The sequence below is a fragment of the Putridiphycobacter roseus genome (assembly GCF_003234935.1).
GTDB classification, from domain to species: Bacteria; Bacteroidota; Bacteroidia; order Flavobacteriales_D; family Crocinitomicaceae; genus Putridiphycobacter; species Putridiphycobacter roseus.
In genome coordinates this window covers 40,165-59,516 of sequence record NZ_QKSB01000008.1, presented here as the reverse complement: position 1 = coordinate 59,516, position 19,352 = coordinate 40,165, and the positions used below count along the sequence as shown (strand labels likewise).

Below are 19,352 nucleotides of genomic sequence, written 5' to 3'. Positions count from 1 at the left end.
TTTGGAAAGAAAAAAGCAAAAAAATCCTGTGGTGGGGATAGTTGTGGTTGCTAGATAAAACAGCTTAATTATACTGTTATAAATGTCATACCTTCCGTATAGCATAATTCACCATTTACATTATCATGCCCCATGTCTTTTAGTAGTTTAATGTATTGTCCTACTTGTTTGAGATGTGCAGGTGAATTTTGACCTGTTTTAAAATCAACCACCAACACTTCTGTCGCTGTTTGTATGATTTTGTCTGGTATAAATTTCATGCCATGGTTATCTATTAATGCCGTTTCATTCATGGCTTCGGGTGTAAAATAAGCGGCAAACCTTTCGTTTTTAAACAGTGGACTAATGTATTGTTCTAAAGCAATGACTTCTTTGTTGGTGAGCCCCTGTTTAATGGCTAATTCTTTTAATTTTGAAGGAAGTTCTTGTGGCGTTTTTAAGATAGATAAAACATGATGAACCATGGTGCCAAAATTTCTTTTCTCATCTAAGGATTCAATGTCCCATTCTAATGCACTTTTATAACTTAAACTTGGCTTATTCATTTTTTGTTTTAAAAATTGAATTTCAAATTTTTCTTTGCTTACTTTTTTTGCAGGCTTATAATTTATTAATTCTCCATAACGATAGGTGTCGCCTATTAAACTAAAGTCAGGCATGTTTTTGACCAGTGGTTCAATTTGATTTTTCACTACGGTACTACTCATGTCACCAGTGATGAATAAGGCAATTTCTGGTCTTGTAAATGCCACGTATAGCATATTGATGGTGTCGAGTTCAAACTTAGCTTTTTCTATTTCATACAAGTCTTTTAAAGGTGTTTCAGCTAAATATTTTGTCGTTTTCACAAAATAAGCAGGCAGTCTTTCACCAGGTGCTATCACCCAAATTTGTTGTCGGTCTAATTTTGGACTCCAATTAAACAGAGGACAGATAACCACAGGGAACTGCAGGCCTTTTGATTTGTGAATGGTCATGATGCTAATGGCATTTGAACCTTCTGGACTGATGATTGATTTTTCCTTTCCCTTGTCTTTGAACCAATCTAAAAATGCACGGATATTTACGTTTTTATTCACCTCAAATTGATGAATAGACTCCATGAAGAATTGTAAATAAACATTATCGGTTGCATCAATATCAAATGTTTCTAGTAAAAACTCTACGTATTCATATATGTTTTGAAAGTGCTCGGGCGCTAATACATGTATGCCGAAAGCTTCAAAATAATTTTCTAAACTAGGGAATGGAAGTGATTTGTCAATAATAAAATCAGGAACCACTGCCGCTGTAATCTCACAATAATGCTCTATTGTTTTTACTTGGGCATTCTTATCGTTAAAATTCGTAAGCGATTGCATTAGATAATGTAAAAACTGAACGTACTTATCCTTGCCAATAAATAAACTATCCGGTGAAATTACAGGATAGTCATGATCGGTTAAGTAATTGGCAATATTTGCCCCATTCCTATTGTTTCGGGTAATGATGCAAATGTCACTAAAAGAGAAGCCAGCGTTTACCGCTTTCTTTACAGTATTCAACACATTTTCTAATTGTGCATCTTCATCATTATCGGTAAAAAAAGTAGCTTCAACATAACCTTTAAATTTTTTAGTCACGGCTTGATTTAACCCGTCGTATATATAAGCCAAGGGTGCTGAAATTTGTTGACTTAACTCGGTGAAAAATGTATTGTTAAAATTGACAATTTCCGCTGAGGAACGATAATTTGATTCTAGATTCTCCTTTCTTCCCATCACCGAAAACAAGTTTTCGGCTTCTTTTAATGAGGGGATACCCTTTGGATTATGTATTTCACCCGGAAGCTTAGTGAATTGTTCCACTTCTCCATTTCTCCAACGGTAAATGGCTTGCTTTCCATCCCCAACAATCAAGTTTTCATGCTGTTGTGCAAGTGAATTATGTACCAGTGGTATTAGATTAACCCATTGCATTTGTGAAGTGTCCTGAAATTCGTCCAATAAAAAATGTTGGTATCTAATGCCTAGTCTTTCGTAAATAAAAGGGACTCTCTCTCTGGTTATTATGGCTGCAATCTCTTTGTAAAAATCAGATAAAAGTAGAATGTTTTCATCCGCTTTAACTTTTTCAATTAAGGCTAAAATATATTTAAGAATCGCCAAGTTATTCAAGTTTTTATTGATCTCCTTATTTAATTTAAGCTGAGGTACGCTTACAGTAATAATTTGATTGAGTTGTAGGACATATTTACCAAGTAAGTCACTTATGCTATCAATAGTTGCTTTGTGGGGGCTTTTTTTATGGGAAAATTCATTGCTCTCGGTATATTTCAAAATGGTTTTTGATGGCGGAGTCATTTTACTCAATGCGTCTACCCTGCTTAAGGTACGTTTGAAAAAACCGTAAACCCCATTCGATTTACTAGCAAAATCTTCATCTTCTAAATGGTAAGATTTAATGAGGTGAATCGCAGCCTCGGCGGTTGAAGTCAATTCTTGTAATATAATCGCATTCTCTTTTTTTAGATTTTCGCCAATGCTGATAAAGTCTTCTTCATTCAAGTCTTTTAAATGTTCAATGGCCTCCAACGCATCTTCTTTCAAAAGTAATGTGGTAAACTCGTAAATATCTCTTTTAATATTCCACGACCTTTCATTGTCCAAGTTGTGGTTGGTATAACGTAATAAAAGACCTGTTAGTTTTTGATTTCTACCAATTTCATCCATTAATAAATCGGTAATGCTTTGTAAAAATCCAGTAGTGTCCATTTCGACATTAAAATCAATGGAAATATCTAAATCTTTGGCAAAGGTTCGGATGATTTTATGGGTAAACTTATCAATAGTCATTACCGAAAAGCTACTGTAATTATGTAATATTTTATTTAAAATTGCCTTCGCTCTAATTTCAATAATGTCAGGTGCTAATTTTATATTTTTTGCGGTGTTCTCTAAAAAATCAAGTTGTTCGGGCGTTTTCAAGTGATTTGTTTTACTTAAATCTATAAGTGCCGACAATACTCTTTCCTTCATTTCATTTGCTGCTTTATTGGTGAAAGTCATGGCCAAAATAGAGCGAAATTTTAAAGGATCCTTATGGTGTAATACAATTTTTAAATAATCTTGGACCAAGGTATAGGTTTTACCAGAACCGGCAGAAGCATTGTAAATTTTTAATGGCTGTACTTGAGTTTGCATGTATCTTTAAAAATAAAGTCTAATTTATCGAAATTATATTAAATTTATGGAAATTAAAGCACTAATTATGAAATCAAGAAGTTTAATTTTTACCATTTTCATTTTGTTGTTAACGGCTTGTAATCAAAATGATAGTTTTTTTATTAAATCTTCATCAGCTAATGGGCTTTCCATTGGAAGTGGTATCTATTTGGATGCTTTACAAATTGGTGAAATTGAAGATGTAATGGTTTCTGATAAATACAAAGTAGTATTTAAAGCAGGCGTGAAAAAAGGATTAGAAATCCCAAAAAATTCTAAATTCAAAAATGTATTCAACGAATCTTTAAAAGAAAGAGTAATTGAAATTGAATTGGGTAAAGATTATGAGCACCTGACCTATTCAGATACTGTAATTTTGATTAAAAATCTGCATGAATTGGTAGATTCATTGGTGCAAACCATTAAAACTAATCTCTTTGATAAGGTAAAAGATAAAGTAAATAAAAACGGAAAAGAAAATTAGGTCTTAATGCCCATTTTCCTCTGCTAACCATTCTACAAAACTATTTTCAGTCTCTTGTAATTTGGCGTATTTTAATTGTACATGATCAGGTAAATTGGTACTGATTCTTTGCACCATATCAATAAGCATGTTCTCCGCTGTAGGTTGATAGTCGCATAACATGATTTTTGAAAAACCATTTTCAACTTCTGTATACTTTTTATGTGGAGTTTGACCATTTACCAATAAACAATGGTCAAAAGGTTCTACAACGTTGGATTTTACAATCTTTTTTAAATCACTAAAGTCTATGATCATGCCATTTTTGACTTCTTTCAAGTCGTTTACTAATGGTCCCGAAATAGTGACGGTTAGTTTATAAGAATGGCCGTGAATGTTTTTACATTTTCCGTCATAACCCCATAATACATGGGCTGTTTCGAAATCAAATATTTTTGTAACTCTTAAATTCATACAATAATTTTTTAAAGTGGTTAATTATGAAACACTGTGGATGCTTGTTGCAAATCTATTAAAAATTTATCAATAACATGTTTTTTTACGTGCATCATGGTTACAATTTTCCACCATTTTGGATTATTAAAATCGTCGGCAACTAAATGGTATTTTTTTGCTACTTCAATCGGTATGTATTTTGCATCCATGGCTACTATGTTCATATAAGGATTCCTATAGTAAGGGATGTTTAATTCATCTAATTTTTCGCAAATCCCGTCTGTTCTATCAATTAATCTTTCCATTTGATATTGCCAACCGGCAGACCCATGTGACATTAATATCATCCACATAGAGACTGCGTTTGCTCCAGAACGACTGCCGCATAAAGTAAAGTCCGTACCCTGAACATAAGATGCCTCTTCTGTTTGGGCGTATTCCATCAATCCTTTTCTAGCTAAAAATATACCGGTACCATAGGGTGCTTGTAGCATTTTATGGCCATCTAATGTGATGGAGCTTACAGATTCGTTTTTAAACGTCAATTGACATTCGGAATTGGTAAATGGATAAATAAAGCCACCGAATGCAGCATCTACATGGACAAAGTAGTCTTCAAAATGCGCTTTAATGGTTTCTATAATTGGTCCTGGCACATCTATACTCCCATACATGGTAGTAGCCATGGTTAAATGGACGATTAGGTATTTAATACCTAATTGCTTTTGTGTAATTAATTGTTTTTCTAAATCAACCAAGTCCCAATTTCTGTCCTTATCAATTTTAATGGTGATGGGTTTTATACTTAAAATGTTACACCCTTTAAAGGCAGAATAATGGACGTCTTCAGAAAAAATTAAACCAATTTCTTCTAGCTTGGCTTTTTTTTCTTTTACAAAGTAATTTCTATAAATCCATTGTGCTTGAATGTTGGCTTCCGTTCCTCCGGGTGCAACATAGCCATCATAGGAGTTTGGTTCAGCCCCTAAAATCTCTTCGGCACATATCCTTAAAACATCCACTTCTACAGCTTGTGTTCCCGAGAAATAGGACTCACCTTTGCTATATGTGTGACAGCCTATGTGATTTGGGTTGGATATTAATGTAGACAAGAAAGGTGCGTCTTTTAAGAATGGGGCATTAAAATAAAACTGTTCTTGGTCTAAATATGTTGCTGGTAAACCTAATATTGGCTCGTCTTTATAATTTAAGTTATTTTCTAACGCCTCAAATATTTTTGACTTGATGGTTTTAAAAGGTAATTTTTTCCAGTACATATTCAATGTTTTTGCAAAGGTACTGTTTGTGCTTTATTAAAAAACTAACAATTGTTAGAAATCCTCTTTAAAATAATATTGGGGGAGAGGAATGAGCATAAAAAAAGCCCATTTACAGCTAAGTAAATGGGCTTAAAAAAAATATTCTAATTAGTCTTTAAAATCGATCAATTCAATATCAAATACCAGGATAGAATTTGCAGGTATCTTTGCAGAACCTCTTTCTCCGTATCCGATATAAGGAGGTATGATTAATTTTCCTTTTCCACCTTTACCAAAGTATGGAATTCCTTCTTGCCAACCTTTAATTAATTGTGTCATAGGGAAAGGGAAGGTAGTTGGTGTGCCTTTTGTACCATCAAATGAACTACCATCCATTAAGTAGCCTTCATAATTTAATGTCAAGAATTGGTTTACTGTAGGTTTCTCTTTACCGCCTTCTTCTTCAATAATGATAAATAAACCGCTTTCAGTTTCTTTCGCTTTTAAATTATTTTCAGCTAAATAAGCTTTTATTTCTGCCGAATAATCTGCCGTATTATTTAATTTCGGTGCTGGTGGTGCACCGTTGAAATCAACCAATTCAATGTCAAATATCATCACTGAATTTGCTGGAATTGGACCATTATCAACACTACCGTATCCTAAAGATGGTGGTACAATAATTTTTCCTTTTCCACCTTTTCCAAAATGAGGAATACCTTCTTTCCAACCAGGTATAAACCCGCTCAAAGGATAAGTGATAGGATTTTCTTCAGTCGCATCAAATACAGTTCCGTCTAACAAATAGCCTTTGTAAAATATCGTCACAAAATCACTTGCTTTTGGTTTTTCACTACCACCTTCTTTTTCCGTATAAACGTATAAACCACTTTTTTCTCTTACTGGCTCCCATTCTTTGTCTTCTAAGTATGTAGCAATTTCTTGATCGGAATCCGTGGGTGTGTAGTCTAGTTTTTCTGCTTTACTTCCACAGCTTGCCAATAATAAAACGGCAGCATATAACATTGTTTTTTTCATAAATTGTGTTGTTTAAAATCTAAAATTTTTTAATTTCTCTTTATTTAATATGGTAATATTCGAACCTTTTATGGCAATATAACCGTCGTGTTTAAATTCGGAAAGTGTTCTAATAACTGATTCTGTAGCCGTTCCTACCATAGCTGCTAAATCGTCTCGTGAAATGGCAATGGTAAAATTGTTTTCGTCTTCTTCATTTTTGTATTTTTCTTCTAATTTTATTAAAGAATCTGCCACTCTTTTTCTAACCGTGTCGTAGGCTAAATTAAGTAATTCATCTTGTCGTGTGTCTATAGAGCCGGCTAAAATTTTAATGAATTTCATAGATACTTCCTTGGAAGAGAAAAGCAGGTTTAAAAATTCTTGTTTTGGAATTAAAGAGACTTCTGCAGCGTCCATAACTGTAGCCGTTTCGTTATAGGTTTCATTCTTTATTAAGGTTTTGTAGCCTAAAAAATCTCCAGCTGAATATAAATTAGTCACCAATTCCTTGGCGTCTTTATTCATCTTGTGTGTTTTTATTTTACCACTATTAATGTAATACAAAAAATTCGGACTATCTCCTTCATAAAAAATGGTGTCCTTTTTGGCGTACTTCTTTATTCTTTTACTTTTCGATAAGTTTTCTAATTCAGCTATGCCTTCTCCATTTTTTAAGAAACTTTTAAAATCATTCTGCCCTTTGTTGGTTTCAGTAAAGACAGCTATTCGGTCTAGTCTTTTTTCAACTGCAGCCAATAACTGTGTGTCGTCAAAAGGCTTTGTTAAATAATCATCTGCCCCCATATTCATACCTTTCCTGAAGTCTTCTCGTTCAGATTTAGCCGTAAGGAAAATAAACGGAATGTTGGCAGTAGTCTTGTTTTTACTAATTACATATAGTACCCCATAACCATCTAATTCTGGCATCATGATGTCACAAAGAATTAAATCAGGCATTACTTGTTTAATTAATTCTACGCCTAATTTGCCATTTTGCGCGGTGTGGACTTCATAATCTGCTAATTCAAGAATCTCTTGAATGTTTTCACGCATTTCATTATTGTCTTCAATGAGTACTATTTTATTCATTTTCAATCGGTATTATACAGGTGAATGTGGTTCCTTCGTTTTCAATACTTTTAAAATCGATACTTCCATGGAGTAAATTTAAATAACTTTTTACAATCACTAATCCCAACCCTGTTCCTTTTATATTGATTGCATTTTCTGCACGGTAAAATCTAGTGAATAATTGTGCTTGGTCGGCTAAGGGAATACCAATACCTTTATCCTTTATTTCAATTTTTAATTCTTTGTTTGTGATGAAACTGTTAAAAGTAATATCTTGTCCATCTTTGGAATATTTAATGGCATTTGATAATAAATTGTATAAAACATTTTTCAATAACTTCTTATCTGCAATAATATTTTTAACATCACTTTTTATAAACGATTTTATATTTTGATCATCAATACACATCAATTGTAACTCTTCTGTTACTTCTTCAACAAATTCCGCATAATCAAAAAGTATATTCTTTACTTGAATAATGTCATTTTCTAACTTGTCGGTAGATAAAAAGTCATTTAGAATGTCCGTTAATCCCAGTACGGCACTTTTTATCCTTTTAATGTGCTTCTCTGTTTTATCTTTCTGACCAATCTTAAGATATTTGTCAATTAGCGAATTAGAAGATAAAATGGTACTCAAAGGAGTTCTGAATTCATGTGAAGCCATGGAAACAAAACGAGATTTCATTTCATTGATTTCTTTTTCTTTTCTCAATGATTCTTCTAATTTTTGACTGATAACTTTTTGGGCAGTTATATTTTTCTCTACGACCAATATCTTATCAATTTCATTTTTTTCATTCCTTAATGGTACTGCATTAATATGATAAAATTGCTTTTTTAAATTTAATTCAAAATCTTTTTTTGAGCCATTAAATACTTCTTTTAAGGCGCTTTCAATCATTGGACGGACTTCTGTCGGTAACCTGTTTAAATAACTTGTACCTAAAAGTTTCTTAGAGGTAATACCAAGATTGTAAAGTTCTTTTCCTTCGGCAAAAATGTAATTCAAATCTTTGTCAAATACATTGATAATACCATCTGGAAAGTTTTGTGCAACCGCAGTATATAAAAATTGACTTTCTTGTAGTTCACCTGTTCTTTCTAAAACTTTAGCTTCTAATTCACTATTTAATTGGACAATTTTTTGTTCTGCTAAAACTCTCTTTGTAATGTCTGAAATTAAAGCTACTACATAGGTTACTTCTTGAATGCAGATATAATTTAAGCTGATTTCAGTATAAAATAAACTCCCGTTTTTTCTTAGCCCCTCCAAAACACGTCCACTACCCATGGTTTTTCTACTGGGTTTTTTAACATAGTTATCACGATATTTTTCGTGGTGTTCGTGGTATTTATTTGGAATTAAGACTTCTATTTTTTTTCCGATTAATTCCTCACTAGTATAGCCAAATAATTCCTGTGTCCTAAAGTTAAGAAACTGTATTGTACCTTTGGAATCTGTGATAATTAATCCTTCTTCAATACTCTTAAAAATCAACTTAAAAAAGTGATTGTTTTCTTCAAAATTTATAGGTATTGACTTTATCATTATAAAAGCTGATGTTTGATAGGTTAAAGGTAAAAATTCTTACCTAAATTTGTACTTAATATTTACTTAATATTCATGAAAAATTGCTTCCATTGTGGGGATGTTTGTATCGAAGAAATACATGTTGCAGATAAATCCTTTTGTTGTCAAGGTTGCAAAATGGTGTTTGAGATTTTAAATGGCGCTGATTTAACTTCTTATTACAAGGTAGATGTTACCAATCCAGGAATTAAAACGGATCATCAATTAAAGGGAAGGTATAACTTTTTAGATTTAGCGGAATTTAAAGAGAAAATGGTTTTGTTTGAAGATGGCGATATCATTAAAGTGAAATTGTTTTTACCTCAAATTCACTGTTCGTCTTGTTTATGGCTGTTAGAAAGATTAGATAAGTTAAATGAAGGTGTGCTATTTTCACAGGTTCATTTCGTGAAAAAAGAAGCAACGATCAGTTTTAATCAATCGAAAATATCCTTAAGAAATTTAGTGGAATTGTTAGCCTCTATTGGCTACCCGCCATCAATTACTTTGGAAGATTATGATAAAAAAAAGGTAAAAAAGACTAGTCAGTCTTTAATTTTTAAGATAGGATTGACTGGATTTTGTTTTGGAAATGCCATGTTAATGAGTTTTCCTGAATATTTGGGAATTAATGAACAAGACAAAAATTTTCAAACTATTTTTAATTATATCAACTTACTTTTATCTATTCCTGTATTGATTTATGGTGCGTCAGATTATTTAATTTCTGCATTCAAATCTTTAAGAATTAAAAAAGTTAACATTGATGTACCTATTTCAATCGGTATTTTTGCGTTGTATTTTCGTTCCTTATATGAGGTTGTTTTTGGTACAGGTGCAGGTTATTTCGATTCCTTTATTGGATTAATATTCTTCTTATTACTAGGTAAATGGTTTCAACAACAAACTTATGCTGCAATTAATTTCGAAAGAGACTATAAGTCCTATTTTCCAATGGCTGTCAGTAAGGTGTTAAAAAGTAATAAAGAAGAGATGATGCCACTACAATCTATTGAGAGTGGTGACATATTAAGGATTAGGAATAATGAATTGATACCCGCAGATGCTATTTTGTTGGATGGCGTTGGAAATATTGACTATAGCTTTGTTACCGGAGAGTCTAATCCAATTCATAAGGGCTTGCAGTCGAAACTGTATGCTGGTGGTCGTCAAGTTGGAGAAAGTATACTAATTTCAGTTTTGAGTAAAATTGAAAACAGTTATCTGACCCAGCTATGGAATAACCCTATTTTTGATCGTAATCGTGAGAAAGAAACCCTTTCGGATGTGATTAGTCGGAAGTTCACTTTAGGTTTAATAATAGTAGCTTTTTTAGCAGGTGTATTTTGGTTTTTTTATGATCGTTCTCAAACTGCTTTTATCATTGTATCTATTTTAATTGTCGCTTGTCCATGTGCTATTGCCCTTTCCGTGCCCTTTACCTATGGTAACGTATTAAGAATTTTTGGAAGAAATGATTTTTATTTAAGATCTGTAAATAGTTTGGAGCCAATCACAGAGGTGACCGACATAGTATTTGATAAAACAGGTACCTTAACTAAAAACAATGCAAATAGTATCCGTTTTGAAGGGAAGGCATTAACGTTACCACTTAAGTCTGCAATTCATGTATTGTGCAAACATTCCGCGCACCCTTTAAGTAGACAGATTACTGATTATTGGAAAGGAGATACTAAATTGGCAATACATAATTTTGAAGAATTATCGGGAAAAGGTATTCAAGGAGAAATTGATGGGAATATCGTTCAAGTGGGTTCGGCCAATTGGTTAAACTTAAATAGTTCTGATCATGCAACACGTGTTTATGTTGTAATAAACGGAATGGAGGTAGGTAGCTTTGTGTTTGAAAATCAATACCGTTTTGGGATGGAAGATTTAATGCAGCGGTTAAATAGCAATGCTTATCGCTTACATGTTTTATCTGGTGATAATGATAGCGAAATAAATAATTTAAAATCATTTATGCCTAATGGTACCACTTATTTATTTAATCAAAGTCCAGGAGATAAGTTAAGTTATATTTCAAAATTACAAGTAGATGGAAAGAATGTAATGATGTTGGGGGATGGTTTAAATGATGCAGGAGCATTGAGGCAGGCAGATTTTGGTATTAGTGTGGTAGATGACGTTTATGCATTTTCACCAGCTTCGGATGGCATATTGAAAGGGAGTAAGTTAAAATATTTAATGGATTATATTGCTTTTTCAAAAAGTGGGAAAAAAATAGTCAAATGGAGTTATGTTTTTTCTCTTTGTTATAATTTGGTAGGACTGTCGTTTGCCATAACGGGTAATTTACAACCTTTAATTGCTGCTATTTTAATGCCCTTAAGTTCTATTTCTGTGGTATTATTGGTGACACTTTCTACTAATATTAAAGGGAAAAGACTAAGTAGATTATTGGAAGGGTAAGCAAAGTTTGTAAATTGCCCCTTCTCTTAAAGCGGGTATGACTTCGTTGTAATGAGCGTAACCTCTCCATATTAAAAATAATCCAACCCCTAGTAAAGCAAGCGTTTGAAAAATATTTGTGTATTTCATTAGTTTTGATTTTACCTTTTGTGCAGTGAAATAAAAAAGGATCATTAAGGGAATGGTTCCTAAACCGAAAAACAACATAAACCCGACACTTTCCATAAATGAATTTTGTGCAAATGCCGCAACGGCAGCACTGTAAACCATAGCACATGGGATAAAACCATTTAAAAATCCAATGTAAAAACTAAACTCTAATTTGTTTTTATCCAAAGCGCGGGTAAGTTTCGACTTAAATTTTAAAAGTCCAGAGAATAGAACGTATCCTTTTTGTTCTAGCTTTTTTAATAACTGTGGTAAAACAGCAAAAAGTATCAATAGAATACCGCTAATTATGGATAGGATTGATTGGAAATTAAATTGTCGAATGCTGTTGACGATTAAACCAAATAGGCTACCGATAATAAGATATGTTAAAAGCTTACCAAAGGAATAAAATAAAATGCCAGCCAATTTATTATTATGCTTGCCGGTGGGAATCATGAGGGCTATAGGGCCACACATGCCAATGCAATGTACACTGCCAGCAAGTCCTAATATAAATGCTGACAATAACACTAAAAGGCAATTTTTTCTTGGTAGGAGTAAGCCTTTTGATTATTTTTGAAATTAATTTTGATATCGTAAACGCCCTTTTGAAAATGAGTATAATCTAATGATTGTTGCTGAAAAGGGTTTAATTTAATGTCGAATAGTTTATCTAAGCTTTTATTATCTCTTCTATAAAACAAAATAGTACCGGCAATATTTTTTAAGTTTTTTGGAAATTCAAAAATAATGCCTTCTGGTTTTTGTGAAATATGGATAGGGTCTTGTAAGCTAATATAATTTTCCTTTGCAAGTTTGTTTTCATCAAATTGCGTTTCGGCTTCATAAAAGTCATCTTGCACTAAATCGGCATTGAGCTGAAAAGTTTGAACCACAATATAAATAATAAAGGTCATAAAAGCCAAAATTGCCAATGTGATACCGTGTCCCCAATTAAATTTCATAATCTCAATTTTTAAAACCCTGGCCCACTAAATGTTATTGAAGCGGTTTCAATTTTTTTGTCATTTTCATAAATACCAATTAATACCGGTGTTTTCGTACCTTTTAATTCGGTTACATTCATTTTTATCAAAGTTTTTCTTTTGATTTGAGCACCTGGAGCTAAGGTGATTGGTCCACCTATAATGTCAATACTCGCATTGTTTCCTTCTACCTCCAAGTAAATTGGAATGGTGTCTTGGGTTTTATTAATAAGATGTAAGTTATAAATGTTTGCATATTCATCTTCTCCTGTTTTTTGATAAGATGTACCACGTTCTCTTAAAAAGTTGACTTCAATATCTGCTCTTGTAGCTAATAATACGACTAACAATGTTAAAATACCAACCATTAATACGATATACGCTTTAGCTCTTCCAGATAGAGAGTATTTATCGCCAGTCTTAATTCCTGCTTCAGAATCATAACGAATTAAGCCTTTTTCTAGGCCTACACCTTCCATGATAGAATCACAGGCATCCATACAGGCAGTGCAATTAACGCATTCTAACTGTGTACCATTTCGAATATCAATTCCAGTAGGACAAACATTTACACATTGGTGACAATCTATACAATCGCCTTTTCCTAACGCTTCACGGTCTTCATTTTTTCTAAATTTAGAACGACCTTTTTCTCTTTCTCCTCTTTTATAGTCATAAGCCACTAAAATGGAGTTTTCATCTAACAATACGCCTTGCAGTCTTCCGTAAGGACAAACTGCGATACAAACTTGTTCTCTAAACCAAGTGAATACTGCAAAAAATACAGATGTGAAAATAAATAGGGAAATAAGACCGCCTAAATGGTTTTTAGGAGAGTCTGTAATAATATTAAATAATTCATCAATCCCTATGATATAGGCTAGGAAAATATTAGCAATTAAAAAGGAAACAATCCAATAGATCGTCCATTTTATTAGCCTTTTTCTGATTTTTTCTGCGTTCCAAGGTTGTTTTTCTAATTTTTTTTGTTGGTTCCAGTCTCCATCAATCCAAAATTCAATTCGCCTAAAAATGAGTTCCAAAAATATAGTTTGTGGACAAGCCCATCCACAAAAAAGTCGACCAAAAACTACCGTAAAAACAATAATTAAAATGACAAACGCCATCATACCTATTGCAAAAAGATGAGAGTCTTCTGGCCAAAATACTTTGCCAAATAAAACAAATTTTCGCTCAAGAATATTAAGCATGATTAAAGGTTCACCTTTAATCTTAATAAAAGGTGCAACAAATAGGAAAGCCAAAAGGGCGTACCCAAAGTACTGTCGTTTATTAAACCACTTACCTTTTATTTTTTTTGCATAAACCCATACTCTTTTACCGTCCTTATCTACAGTAGCTATGGCATCTCTAAAAGATTCATCTTTATTTGAGTCGTTTGCATCCATCTTATTTTATTCAAATATATTTTCTCCTTGTGGTTCTTTTCCACCTTCCGCTGGTGGTAAGGAAAGCACATAACTTGCAACTGCTTGCATTTTGTCTCCACTTAACAAATCTTTCCAAGAAGCCATCCCATTGTTTGCACCTTCAGAAATAGTATGAAATACCCCTTTAATGTCGCCATTGTAAATCCAATTTTTATCAGTTAAATTAGGTCCAATTCCACCGCCACCATTGATGGCGTGGCAAGCTACACAGTTCGATTCAAAAACTTTTTTCCCTTTGGCTAAATCACTTCCTTCTGTCAATAAAGTTACCGTCTCTTCGGTTACTAAATTTGGATTCAATGCCTTGTATGCTGCTACATCTTTTTCTTGTTGTTTAATTTCAGCAATATATTCAGCTCCTTGTAAGTCACCAATTTTAAATACATGGTAAAATGCCAAGTAACCTACTGCCCAAACGATAGTGATGTAAAAACCATATTTCCACCAAGGTGGTAAGTCATTGTCTAATTCCTTAATGCCATCATAATCATGGTCAAGTAGAATAGAATCTTCGTCTTCTATAGCAACTGGGTTGGTTAGTGTTTTATTCCATCTTTTCCAAAATTTACTTTCTTTTTTCTCTGGTGCATAATCAACCATTGTACCTTTTACTAAGCCTACAAAATAGAGCATAATCATAAGTACAATTACGTCAAAAATCACGAATGCCCAAAAAGCACTGTCTGGAAAGGAAACTAAGTATTCCGGTTTTAGAGGAGATTCTACTGATGCAGCAGATGCAAAAAAGCTAAAACCTAATAAAGCCAAAAGCATCTTTGCCTTTTTTCCGTTTTTCATGCGCTTAAAAAAGTAAACATTTTTTGTAATGTTAAGCATGGAAATTAATGCCGCTACTAATAATACAGAAATAGCAAGCATGATTCCAAACAGAATAGTTGGACTGATGCCTAATTGTTCATAAATCGGTAATGTAACAGGCGCTGTTTCCTTAGGCGCTGCTTCTTGTGTGTTACCAATAAAGCTAAATAAAGTAATAAAACTTAAAATTAAACTAGATTTTAACATATTTATTAATTTCATATTATATTGTTTAGTCCTCATTTAGAGGCATGTTTTCTAATTCCTTTATCTTATTTTTATCCAACTTAATGATGTACCATATTAATCCCACAAAAAATGCAAAAAATATGATTAGCGATATGATGGGGTAAATTTCAATGCCATCAATAGAAGTTAAATGTCCTTTTATATATTTTAACATATCCTTATTATTTATTGAACTTGAATATCCGTTGTTAACACTTTGGTTGCATCAGAACCTAATCGCTCTAAATAAGCTATAAGCGCTATTAATTCCATGTTAGGATTCGCCATTTTAATCTCAGTATCTTGACTGATAATTGCTTGGTAAATTTCTTCCGCTTGTGTTTTTAATAAACCTTCCGCTTCTGCTTCAAACCCTTCTGGATATGGAACACCTAGTTTTCTTAAAGTACTAATTTTACTTTCTAAGTTTGAATAATCCAATGGGTTTTTTAAATATGGATAAGCAGGCATAATAGAACCTTCAGAAACAATTCTTGGATCAATCATGTGCTTGTAATGCCAAGATTCTCCCCTGTTGTATGCGTTTCCTTTACCCGACTTACCTAAGTCTGGACCAGTTCTTTTAGATCCCCATAAGTGTGGGTGCGCATAAACGAACTCTCCACCTTTTGAAGGAGAACCTTCTGAACCACCATATCTTAATACTTCATCCCTAAATGGTCGAACCATTTGTGTATGACAATTATTACATCCCTCTCTAATGTATATACCTTGACCTTCCAATTCTAATGGTGTGTATGGCTTAACCGTACTAATGGTTGGAACATTTGAACTTACCATCATGGTTGGGATTATTTCAACAATACCACCAATAAGAATGGCAATTAAACTTAAACCAACAAATTGTACAGGTCTTCTTTCTAACCATGAGTGCCAGTGCTCTCCCTTGTTACCTTTTTTAGGGTTAAGCAATGCCGGAGCAGCGTCTGCTTCATTTGGAACAAAGTTCCCTATTTTTGCAGTTCTAATTAAGTTATAAGACATTAATATTACACCAGTAATATATAATAATCCTCCCAATGCACGCATCATGTAAAATGGACGTAATTGTGTAACAGTCTCTAAAAAGTTAGGGTGTGTTAAAGTGCCATCAGGATTAAAATCTTTCCACATTAAACTTTGTGTAAAACCAGCCCAATACATTGGGATAGCCCAAAGTAATATCCCTAAAGTGGCAATCCAAAAGTGCGTATTCGCTAATGTTTTTGAATAAAGTTCCGTTTTCCACATTTTTGGTACTAACCAGTACATCATACCAAAGGTTAACATACCGTTCCATCCAAGTCCACCAATGTGAACGTGTGCAGGAATCCAATCCGTATAGTGTGCAATCCAACTTACATTTTTTAAAGATAACATTGGTCCTTCAAAAGTAGCCATACCATAACATGTTATTGCTACAACCATAAATTTCAATACCGCGCTATCTCTTACCTTATCCCAAACACCTCTTAGTGTTAAAAGACCGTTTAACATACCACCCCAAGATGGGAACAATAACATAATAGAAAAAGCAACACCTAAGGATTGTGCCCAGTCTGGTAAAGCTGTGTATAATAAGTGGTGTGGTCCAGCCCAGATATAAATGAAAATTAATGACCAAAAGTGAATAATAGATAAACGATACGAATAAACAGGTCTGTTAGCTGCTTTAGGTACAAAATAATACATTAAACCTAAATATGGTGTAGTTAAGAAAAATGCTACTGCATTATGACCATACCACCATTGTACTAGTGCATCTTGAACACCCGCAAATGCAGGGTATGAACTGAACCAAGAATATGGCAATTCGAATGATCTGAATATATGTAAAACAGCAACAGTTACAAACGTGGCAATATAAAACCAAATGGCAACGTACATGTGTTTAACTCTTCTTACAATAATGGTTCCTACCATATTAATTCCAAAAACTACCCAGAGTAAAGTAATGGCAATATCAATTGGCCATTCTAACTCCGCATATTCGTTGGAAGTATTATAGCCCATAGGAAGAGAAATGACTGCGGCAACGATAATTAATTGCCAACCCCAAAAATTAATATAACTCAGTTTATCTGAAAACATTCTCGTTTTTAGTAACCTTTGCATGGAGTAATATACCCCTGTAAAAATCCCATTCCCAACAAAAGCAAAAATTACAGCATTTGTATGTAATGGTCTTAATCTACCAAAACTTAACCAACTGGTAATGTTAATAGATGGCCACACTAACTCTAAGGCTATCGTCAACCCTACCAGCATACCGGTAATTCCCCAAGCCGCTGTCGCGATTAAAAAATACTTGACAATTTTATTGTCGTAATAAAATTTTTCTGATTCCATTATTTATCCTTTTTGATGTTATCTTCATCATCAAACAACATTCTTACTGCAGGACCATAAGTGTCTTCGAACTGTCCCTTTCTGTTTGCCCAAATGAAGGAAACTAAAAAAAACAAGGCCAATAAAGTACTTACAGCTATTAATAAGAATATAATTTGCATAACAAATCTAATTTGCGACAAAAATATCAATCAAGTGGAAAACTAAAAATGAATTTGCCCACTAAAAAGCATGATAATTGTCAGTTTATAATTTAATTATTCTTTTCAGGGATTAAAGCTAATAAAATAATTGAATAATTAACATTATTTGTGAATAGGAGTTACTTTAAATCCTTCTTGTGTTAAAAGGTTTAATAGGCCATTTTTCTCGAACAAATGCGCCGCACCAACTGCTACAAAACAGCTTTTTGACTCAAATTCAGTTTTTAACTTTGGTATCCAGGATTTGTTTCTATTGGTTAGAAATAAGTCTTCGAATTTCATAAACTCAGGTGATTGTTCTTTCATTAAAGGCATCATTTCTGAAATGTTTTGCGCGGCGTATAATGCTTGTAATTTTTTAAATTCAAGTTTGTCTTTTTCAAAGGAAGCTAGACTTTCCATTACAATGTTGGACATTTCATCTTTGGAAATCGAGTCAAAAAAGCCAATTTGTTCTTGAAACGTTTCTAGACCTATGATTGGAATTTTATTTTTATTTGCCAACGTCATGATGTTCATGTCGTATGACTCTGTCTCTCCTTCAAAAAAGGATTGTGTCATGGATTGAAATAGAAAGAAGGGTTTAAAATTCTCGTAAGTAGCTAAAAAATTTGATTCGGATAATCCGAATTCTTTCTCGTAAAACTGCTTTATTTTTGACCATTCTTCTGGTGTGAAATAATCTGATAGCGTCCCTGTCTTTAATTTTAACAGTAGAATGGCTTGAATGGGGTTGGGCATGCCGTCTAATTCCATGATTACTGCATCACTATTTAAAATCATGGCTTTCATGTTCTTCGTGAAGTCGTAGTATTCGGCTTCGATCATGTGCATGGTGCCAAAAATATAAGCATCTTTAAACCCCGTTTTACTCACGCGCCATAACAAAGAGTTATCATTGTTAGCGACTTTAATTTTTGGTTTTGTGGTACAGCTGCAAAAGATGAATAATAAGAGGAAAATGGGGATGATTATTGCTTTCATAACATGGTTAATTTTACAAGGTATTGACCGTTTTCGGAGTCGATTAAATTTTCAGTTTTCAATCCAACTTTGTTAGCTGCTTCCGTAAGGGTTTCAAAGTCAACGTAAAGCCAGTTGAACCAGTCAGAGTTTGTGTCTTTATATGACATTTGAAATTCCATTTCGCCATAGTAATGGCTGTTTAAATCTATCCAGGTACCGCCTTCTTCGTCTTCGTATAAGTACTGGATGTCTGTAGAATCACATATTATTTGACCGTTTTGGTTTAATAAGGATTTAGCATGGGTTAAGTATTGATTTAAGTGGTCTAATTTCCCTGCGATACCAATACCGTTCATTAACATTAAGACCGTGTCAAATTTCACATTTTTTAAATGGTGAAAATCAATATTTATAGCATGTATGTTTGATGCCAAGAGGTGTTCAATCGCTCCAGCGGATGTGTCTATTGCTGTGACATCCATGTTTTGCTGGCTTAAGTATTTACTGTGGCAGCCTGCTCCAGCACCTACGTCTAATATTTTACCTTTACAAAGGTCTAAAGCTTTTTTTTCAATTGGTGGCATTTCTTCATAAGAACGAAATAAATAAGGGACGCTCATGAAATCATCCTCACATAAATCTGAATGCACTATAATATCCTCAAGAATGTTATTTTTTTCGAATTCTTGTATGGCTCTTCCAATCGGGTCTTTGTCAAACAT

At 33.3% G+C, this 19,352-nt stretch carries 17 protein-coding genes; 2 read left to right on the top strand and 15 right to left on the bottom strand.

Features of this window, described 5'->3' with window-relative positions; all coding sequences use genetic code 11:
- Nucleotides 1-68 precede the first annotated feature (68 nt).
- Nucleotides 69-3,182 carry a UvrD-helicase domain-containing protein gene (locus tag DNU06_RS12835; RefSeq protein ID WP_111063846.1) on the bottom strand — a complete coding sequence of 1,038 codons (3,114 nt, stop codon included), beginning with the start codon at nucleotides 3,180-3,182 and terminating at the stop codon, nucleotides 69-71.
- A gap of 67 nt (nucleotides 3,183-3,249) precedes the next feature.
- Here DNU06_RS12835 and DNU06_RS12830 point away from each other — a divergent pair, with 67 nt between their 5' ends.
- Nucleotides 3,250-3,687 (top strand): MCE family protein, encoded by a 438-nt coding sequence (locus DNU06_RS12830; protein ID WP_146239241.1) that lies wholly within the window; start codon nucleotides 3,250-3,252, stop codon nucleotides 3,685-3,687.
- Nucleotides 3,688-3,690: 3 nt separating this feature from the next.
- Here DNU06_RS12830 and DNU06_RS12825 read toward each other — a convergent pair whose 3' ends face one another.
- The 5 genes from DNU06_RS12825 to DNU06_RS12805 all read right to left on the bottom strand — a co-directional run bounded on the left by DNU06_RS12825 (nucleotide 3,691) and on the right by DNU06_RS12805 (nucleotide 9,024).
- A complete protein-coding gene (locus tag DNU06_RS12825) occupies nucleotides 3,691-4,140 on the bottom strand; it encodes a 6-pyruvoyl trahydropterin synthase family protein (RefSeq protein WP_111063842.1) in 450 nt (149 codons plus the stop codon).
- A gap of 20 nt (nucleotides 4,141-4,160) precedes the next feature.
- Nucleotides 4,161-5,399 carry a pyridoxal-dependent decarboxylase gene (locus DNU06_RS12820; RefSeq protein WP_111063840.1) on the bottom strand — a complete coding sequence of 413 codons (1,239 nt, stop codon included), beginning with the start codon at nucleotides 5,397-5,399 and terminating at the stop codon, nucleotides 4,161-4,163.
- A gap of 150 nt (nucleotides 5,400-5,549) precedes the next feature.
- The gene (locus DNU06_RS12815) at nucleotides 5,550-6,419 is read right to left on the bottom strand and encodes an FKBP-type peptidyl-prolyl cis-trans isomerase (RefSeq protein ID WP_111063838.1); all 870 of its coding nucleotides are present in this window, start codon (nucleotides 6,417-6,419) and stop codon (nucleotides 5,550-5,552) included.
- A 12-nt stretch (nucleotides 6,420-6,431) separates the two neighbouring features.
- The gene (locus tag DNU06_RS12810; RefSeq protein ID WP_111063836.1) at nucleotides 6,432-7,490 is read right to left on the bottom strand and encodes a response regulator; all 1,059 of its coding nucleotides are present in this window, start codon (nucleotides 7,488-7,490) and stop codon (nucleotides 6,432-6,434) included.
- The gene (locus DNU06_RS12805) at nucleotides 7,483-9,024 is read right to left on the bottom strand and encodes a sensor histidine kinase (RefSeq protein ID WP_111063834.1); all 1,542 of its coding nucleotides are present in this window, start codon (nucleotides 9,022-9,024) and stop codon (nucleotides 7,483-7,485) included. The genes DNU06_RS12810 and DNU06_RS12805 overlap by 8 nt, the downstream gene beginning before the upstream one ends.
- Before the next feature lie 75 nt (nucleotides 9,025-9,099).
- On the opposite strand from DNU06_RS12805, the gene DNU06_RS12800 reads away from it, so the two are divergent.
- Entirely contained in the window at nucleotides 9,100-11,478 is a 2,379-nt protein-coding gene (locus tag DNU06_RS12800) for a heavy metal translocating P-type ATPase (protein WP_111063832.1), read from the top strand.
- Here the strand turns inward: DNU06_RS12800 and DNU06_RS12795 are convergent.
- The 9 genes from DNU06_RS12795 to DNU06_RS12755 all read right to left on the bottom strand — a co-directional run bounded on the left by DNU06_RS12795 (nucleotide 11,464) and on the right by DNU06_RS12755 (nucleotide 19,352).
- Nucleotides 11,464-12,153: a sulfite exporter TauE/SafE family protein gene (locus tag DNU06_RS12795; RefSeq protein WP_146239240.1), complete on the bottom strand. Its 690-nt coding sequence runs from the start codon at nucleotides 12,151-12,153 to the stop codon at nucleotides 11,464-11,466. The two genes, DNU06_RS12800 and DNU06_RS12795, sit on opposite strands and share 15 nt — an antisense overlap.
- Before the next feature lie 5 nt (nucleotides 12,154-12,158).
- Nucleotides 12,159-12,593 (bottom strand): FixH family protein, encoded by a 435-nt coding sequence (locus DNU06_RS12790; RefSeq protein ID WP_111063828.1) that lies wholly within the window; start codon nucleotides 12,591-12,593, stop codon nucleotides 12,159-12,161.
- Between the two features lie 11 nt (nucleotides 12,594-12,604).
- Complete coding sequence (ccoG, locus tag DNU06_RS12785; RefSeq protein ID WP_111063826.1) at nucleotides 12,605-14,023, bottom strand: cytochrome c oxidase accessory protein CcoG; 1,419 nt, start codon at nucleotides 14,021-14,023, stop codon at nucleotides 12,605-12,607.
- Between the two features lie 6 nt (nucleotides 14,024-14,029).
- Nucleotides 14,030-15,106, bottom strand: coding sequence for a cbb3-type cytochrome c oxidase N-terminal domain-containing protein (locus DNU06_RS12780; protein ID WP_158526891.1), 1,077 nt, complete (start codon nucleotides 15,104-15,106; stop codon nucleotides 14,030-14,032).
- Between the two features lie 10 nt (nucleotides 15,107-15,116).
- A complete protein-coding gene (locus DNU06_RS12775) occupies nucleotides 15,117-15,287 on the bottom strand; it encodes a CcoQ/FixQ family Cbb3-type cytochrome c oxidase assembly chaperone (RefSeq protein WP_111063823.1) in 171 nt (56 codons plus the stop codon).
- A gap of 11 nt (nucleotides 15,288-15,298) precedes the next feature.
- On the bottom strand, nucleotides 15,299-17,461 hold the full coding sequence (gene ccoN, locus DNU06_RS12770; protein WP_111063821.1) for a cytochrome-c oxidase, cbb3-type subunit I: 2,163 nt from the start codon (nucleotides 17,459-17,461) through the stop codon (nucleotides 15,299-15,301).
- Complete coding sequence (ccoS, locus tag DNU06_RS12765) at nucleotides 17,461-17,622, bottom strand: cbb3-type cytochrome oxidase assembly protein CcoS (RefSeq protein ID WP_111063819.1); 162 nt, start codon at nucleotides 17,620-17,622, stop codon at nucleotides 17,461-17,463. The genes ccoN and ccoS overlap by 1 nt, the downstream gene beginning before the upstream one ends.
- Nucleotides 17,623-17,766: 144 nt before the next feature.
- Nucleotides 17,767-18,648 (bottom strand): TraB/GumN family protein, encoded by an 882-nt coding sequence (locus DNU06_RS12760; protein WP_111063817.1) that lies wholly within the window; start codon nucleotides 18,646-18,648, stop codon nucleotides 17,767-17,769.
- Nucleotides 18,645-19,352 carry a class I SAM-dependent methyltransferase gene (locus DNU06_RS12755; RefSeq protein WP_111063815.1) on the bottom strand — a complete coding sequence of 236 codons (708 nt, stop codon included), beginning with the start codon at nucleotides 19,350-19,352 and terminating at the stop codon, nucleotides 18,645-18,647. The genes DNU06_RS12760 and DNU06_RS12755 overlap by 4 nt, the downstream gene beginning before the upstream one ends.

Coding starts and splice junctions, on each gene's coding strand:
- ccoN (WP_111063821.1), bottom strand. CDS start 17,461: ATGGAATCAGAAAAATTTTATTACGACAATAAAATTGTCAAGTATTTT.
- DNU06_RS12810 (WP_111063836.1), bottom strand. CDS start 7,490: ATGAATAAAATAGTACTCATTGAAGACAATAATGAAATGCGTGAAAAC.
- DNU06_RS12815 (WP_111063838.1), bottom strand. CDS start 6,419: ATGAAAAAAACAATGTTATATGCTGCCGTTTTATTATTGGCAAGCTGT.
- DNU06_RS12835 (WP_111063846.1), bottom strand. CDS start 3,182: ATGCAAACTCAAGTACAGCCATTAAAAATTTACAATGCTTCTGCCGGT.
- DNU06_RS12755 (WP_111063815.1), bottom strand. CDS start 19,352: ATGTTTGACAAAGACCCGATTGGAAGAGCCATACAAGAATTCGAAAAA.
- DNU06_RS12820 (WP_111063840.1), bottom strand. CDS start 5,399: ATGTACTGGAAAAAATTACCTTTTAAAACCATCAAGTCAAAAATATTT.
- DNU06_RS12790 (WP_111063828.1), bottom strand. CDS start 12,593: ATGAAATTTAATTGGGGACACGGTATCACATTGGCAATTTTGGCTTTT.
- DNU06_RS12830 (WP_146239241.1), top strand. CDS start 3,250: ATGAAATCAAGAAGTTTAATTTTTACCATTTTCATTTTGTTGTTAACG.
- DNU06_RS12780 (WP_158526891.1), bottom strand. CDS start 15,106: ATGAAATTAATAAATATGTTAAAATCTAGTTTAATTTTAAGTTTTATT.
- ccoS (WP_111063819.1), bottom strand. CDS start 17,622: ATGCAAATTATATTCTTATTAATAGCTGTAAGTACTTTATTGGCCTTG.
- DNU06_RS12760 (WP_111063817.1), bottom strand. CDS start 18,648: ATGAAAGCAATAATCATCCCCATTTTCCTCTTATTATTCATCTTTTGC.
- DNU06_RS12775 (WP_111063823.1), bottom strand. CDS start 15,287: ATGTTAAAATATATAAAAGGACATTTAACTTCTATTGATGGCATTGAA.
- DNU06_RS12825 (WP_111063842.1), bottom strand. CDS start 4,140: ATGAATTTAAGAGTTACAAAAATATTTGATTTCGAAACAGCCCATGTA.
- ccoG (WP_111063826.1), bottom strand. CDS start 14,023: ATGGATGCAAACGACTCAAATAAAGATGAATCTTTTAGAGATGCCATA.
- DNU06_RS12800 (WP_111063832.1), top strand. CDS start 9,100: ATGAAAAATTGCTTCCATTGTGGGGATGTTTGTATCGAAGAAATACAT.
- DNU06_RS12805 (WP_111063834.1), bottom strand. CDS start 9,024: ATGATAAAGTCAATACCTATAAATTTTGAAGAAAACAATCACTTTTTT.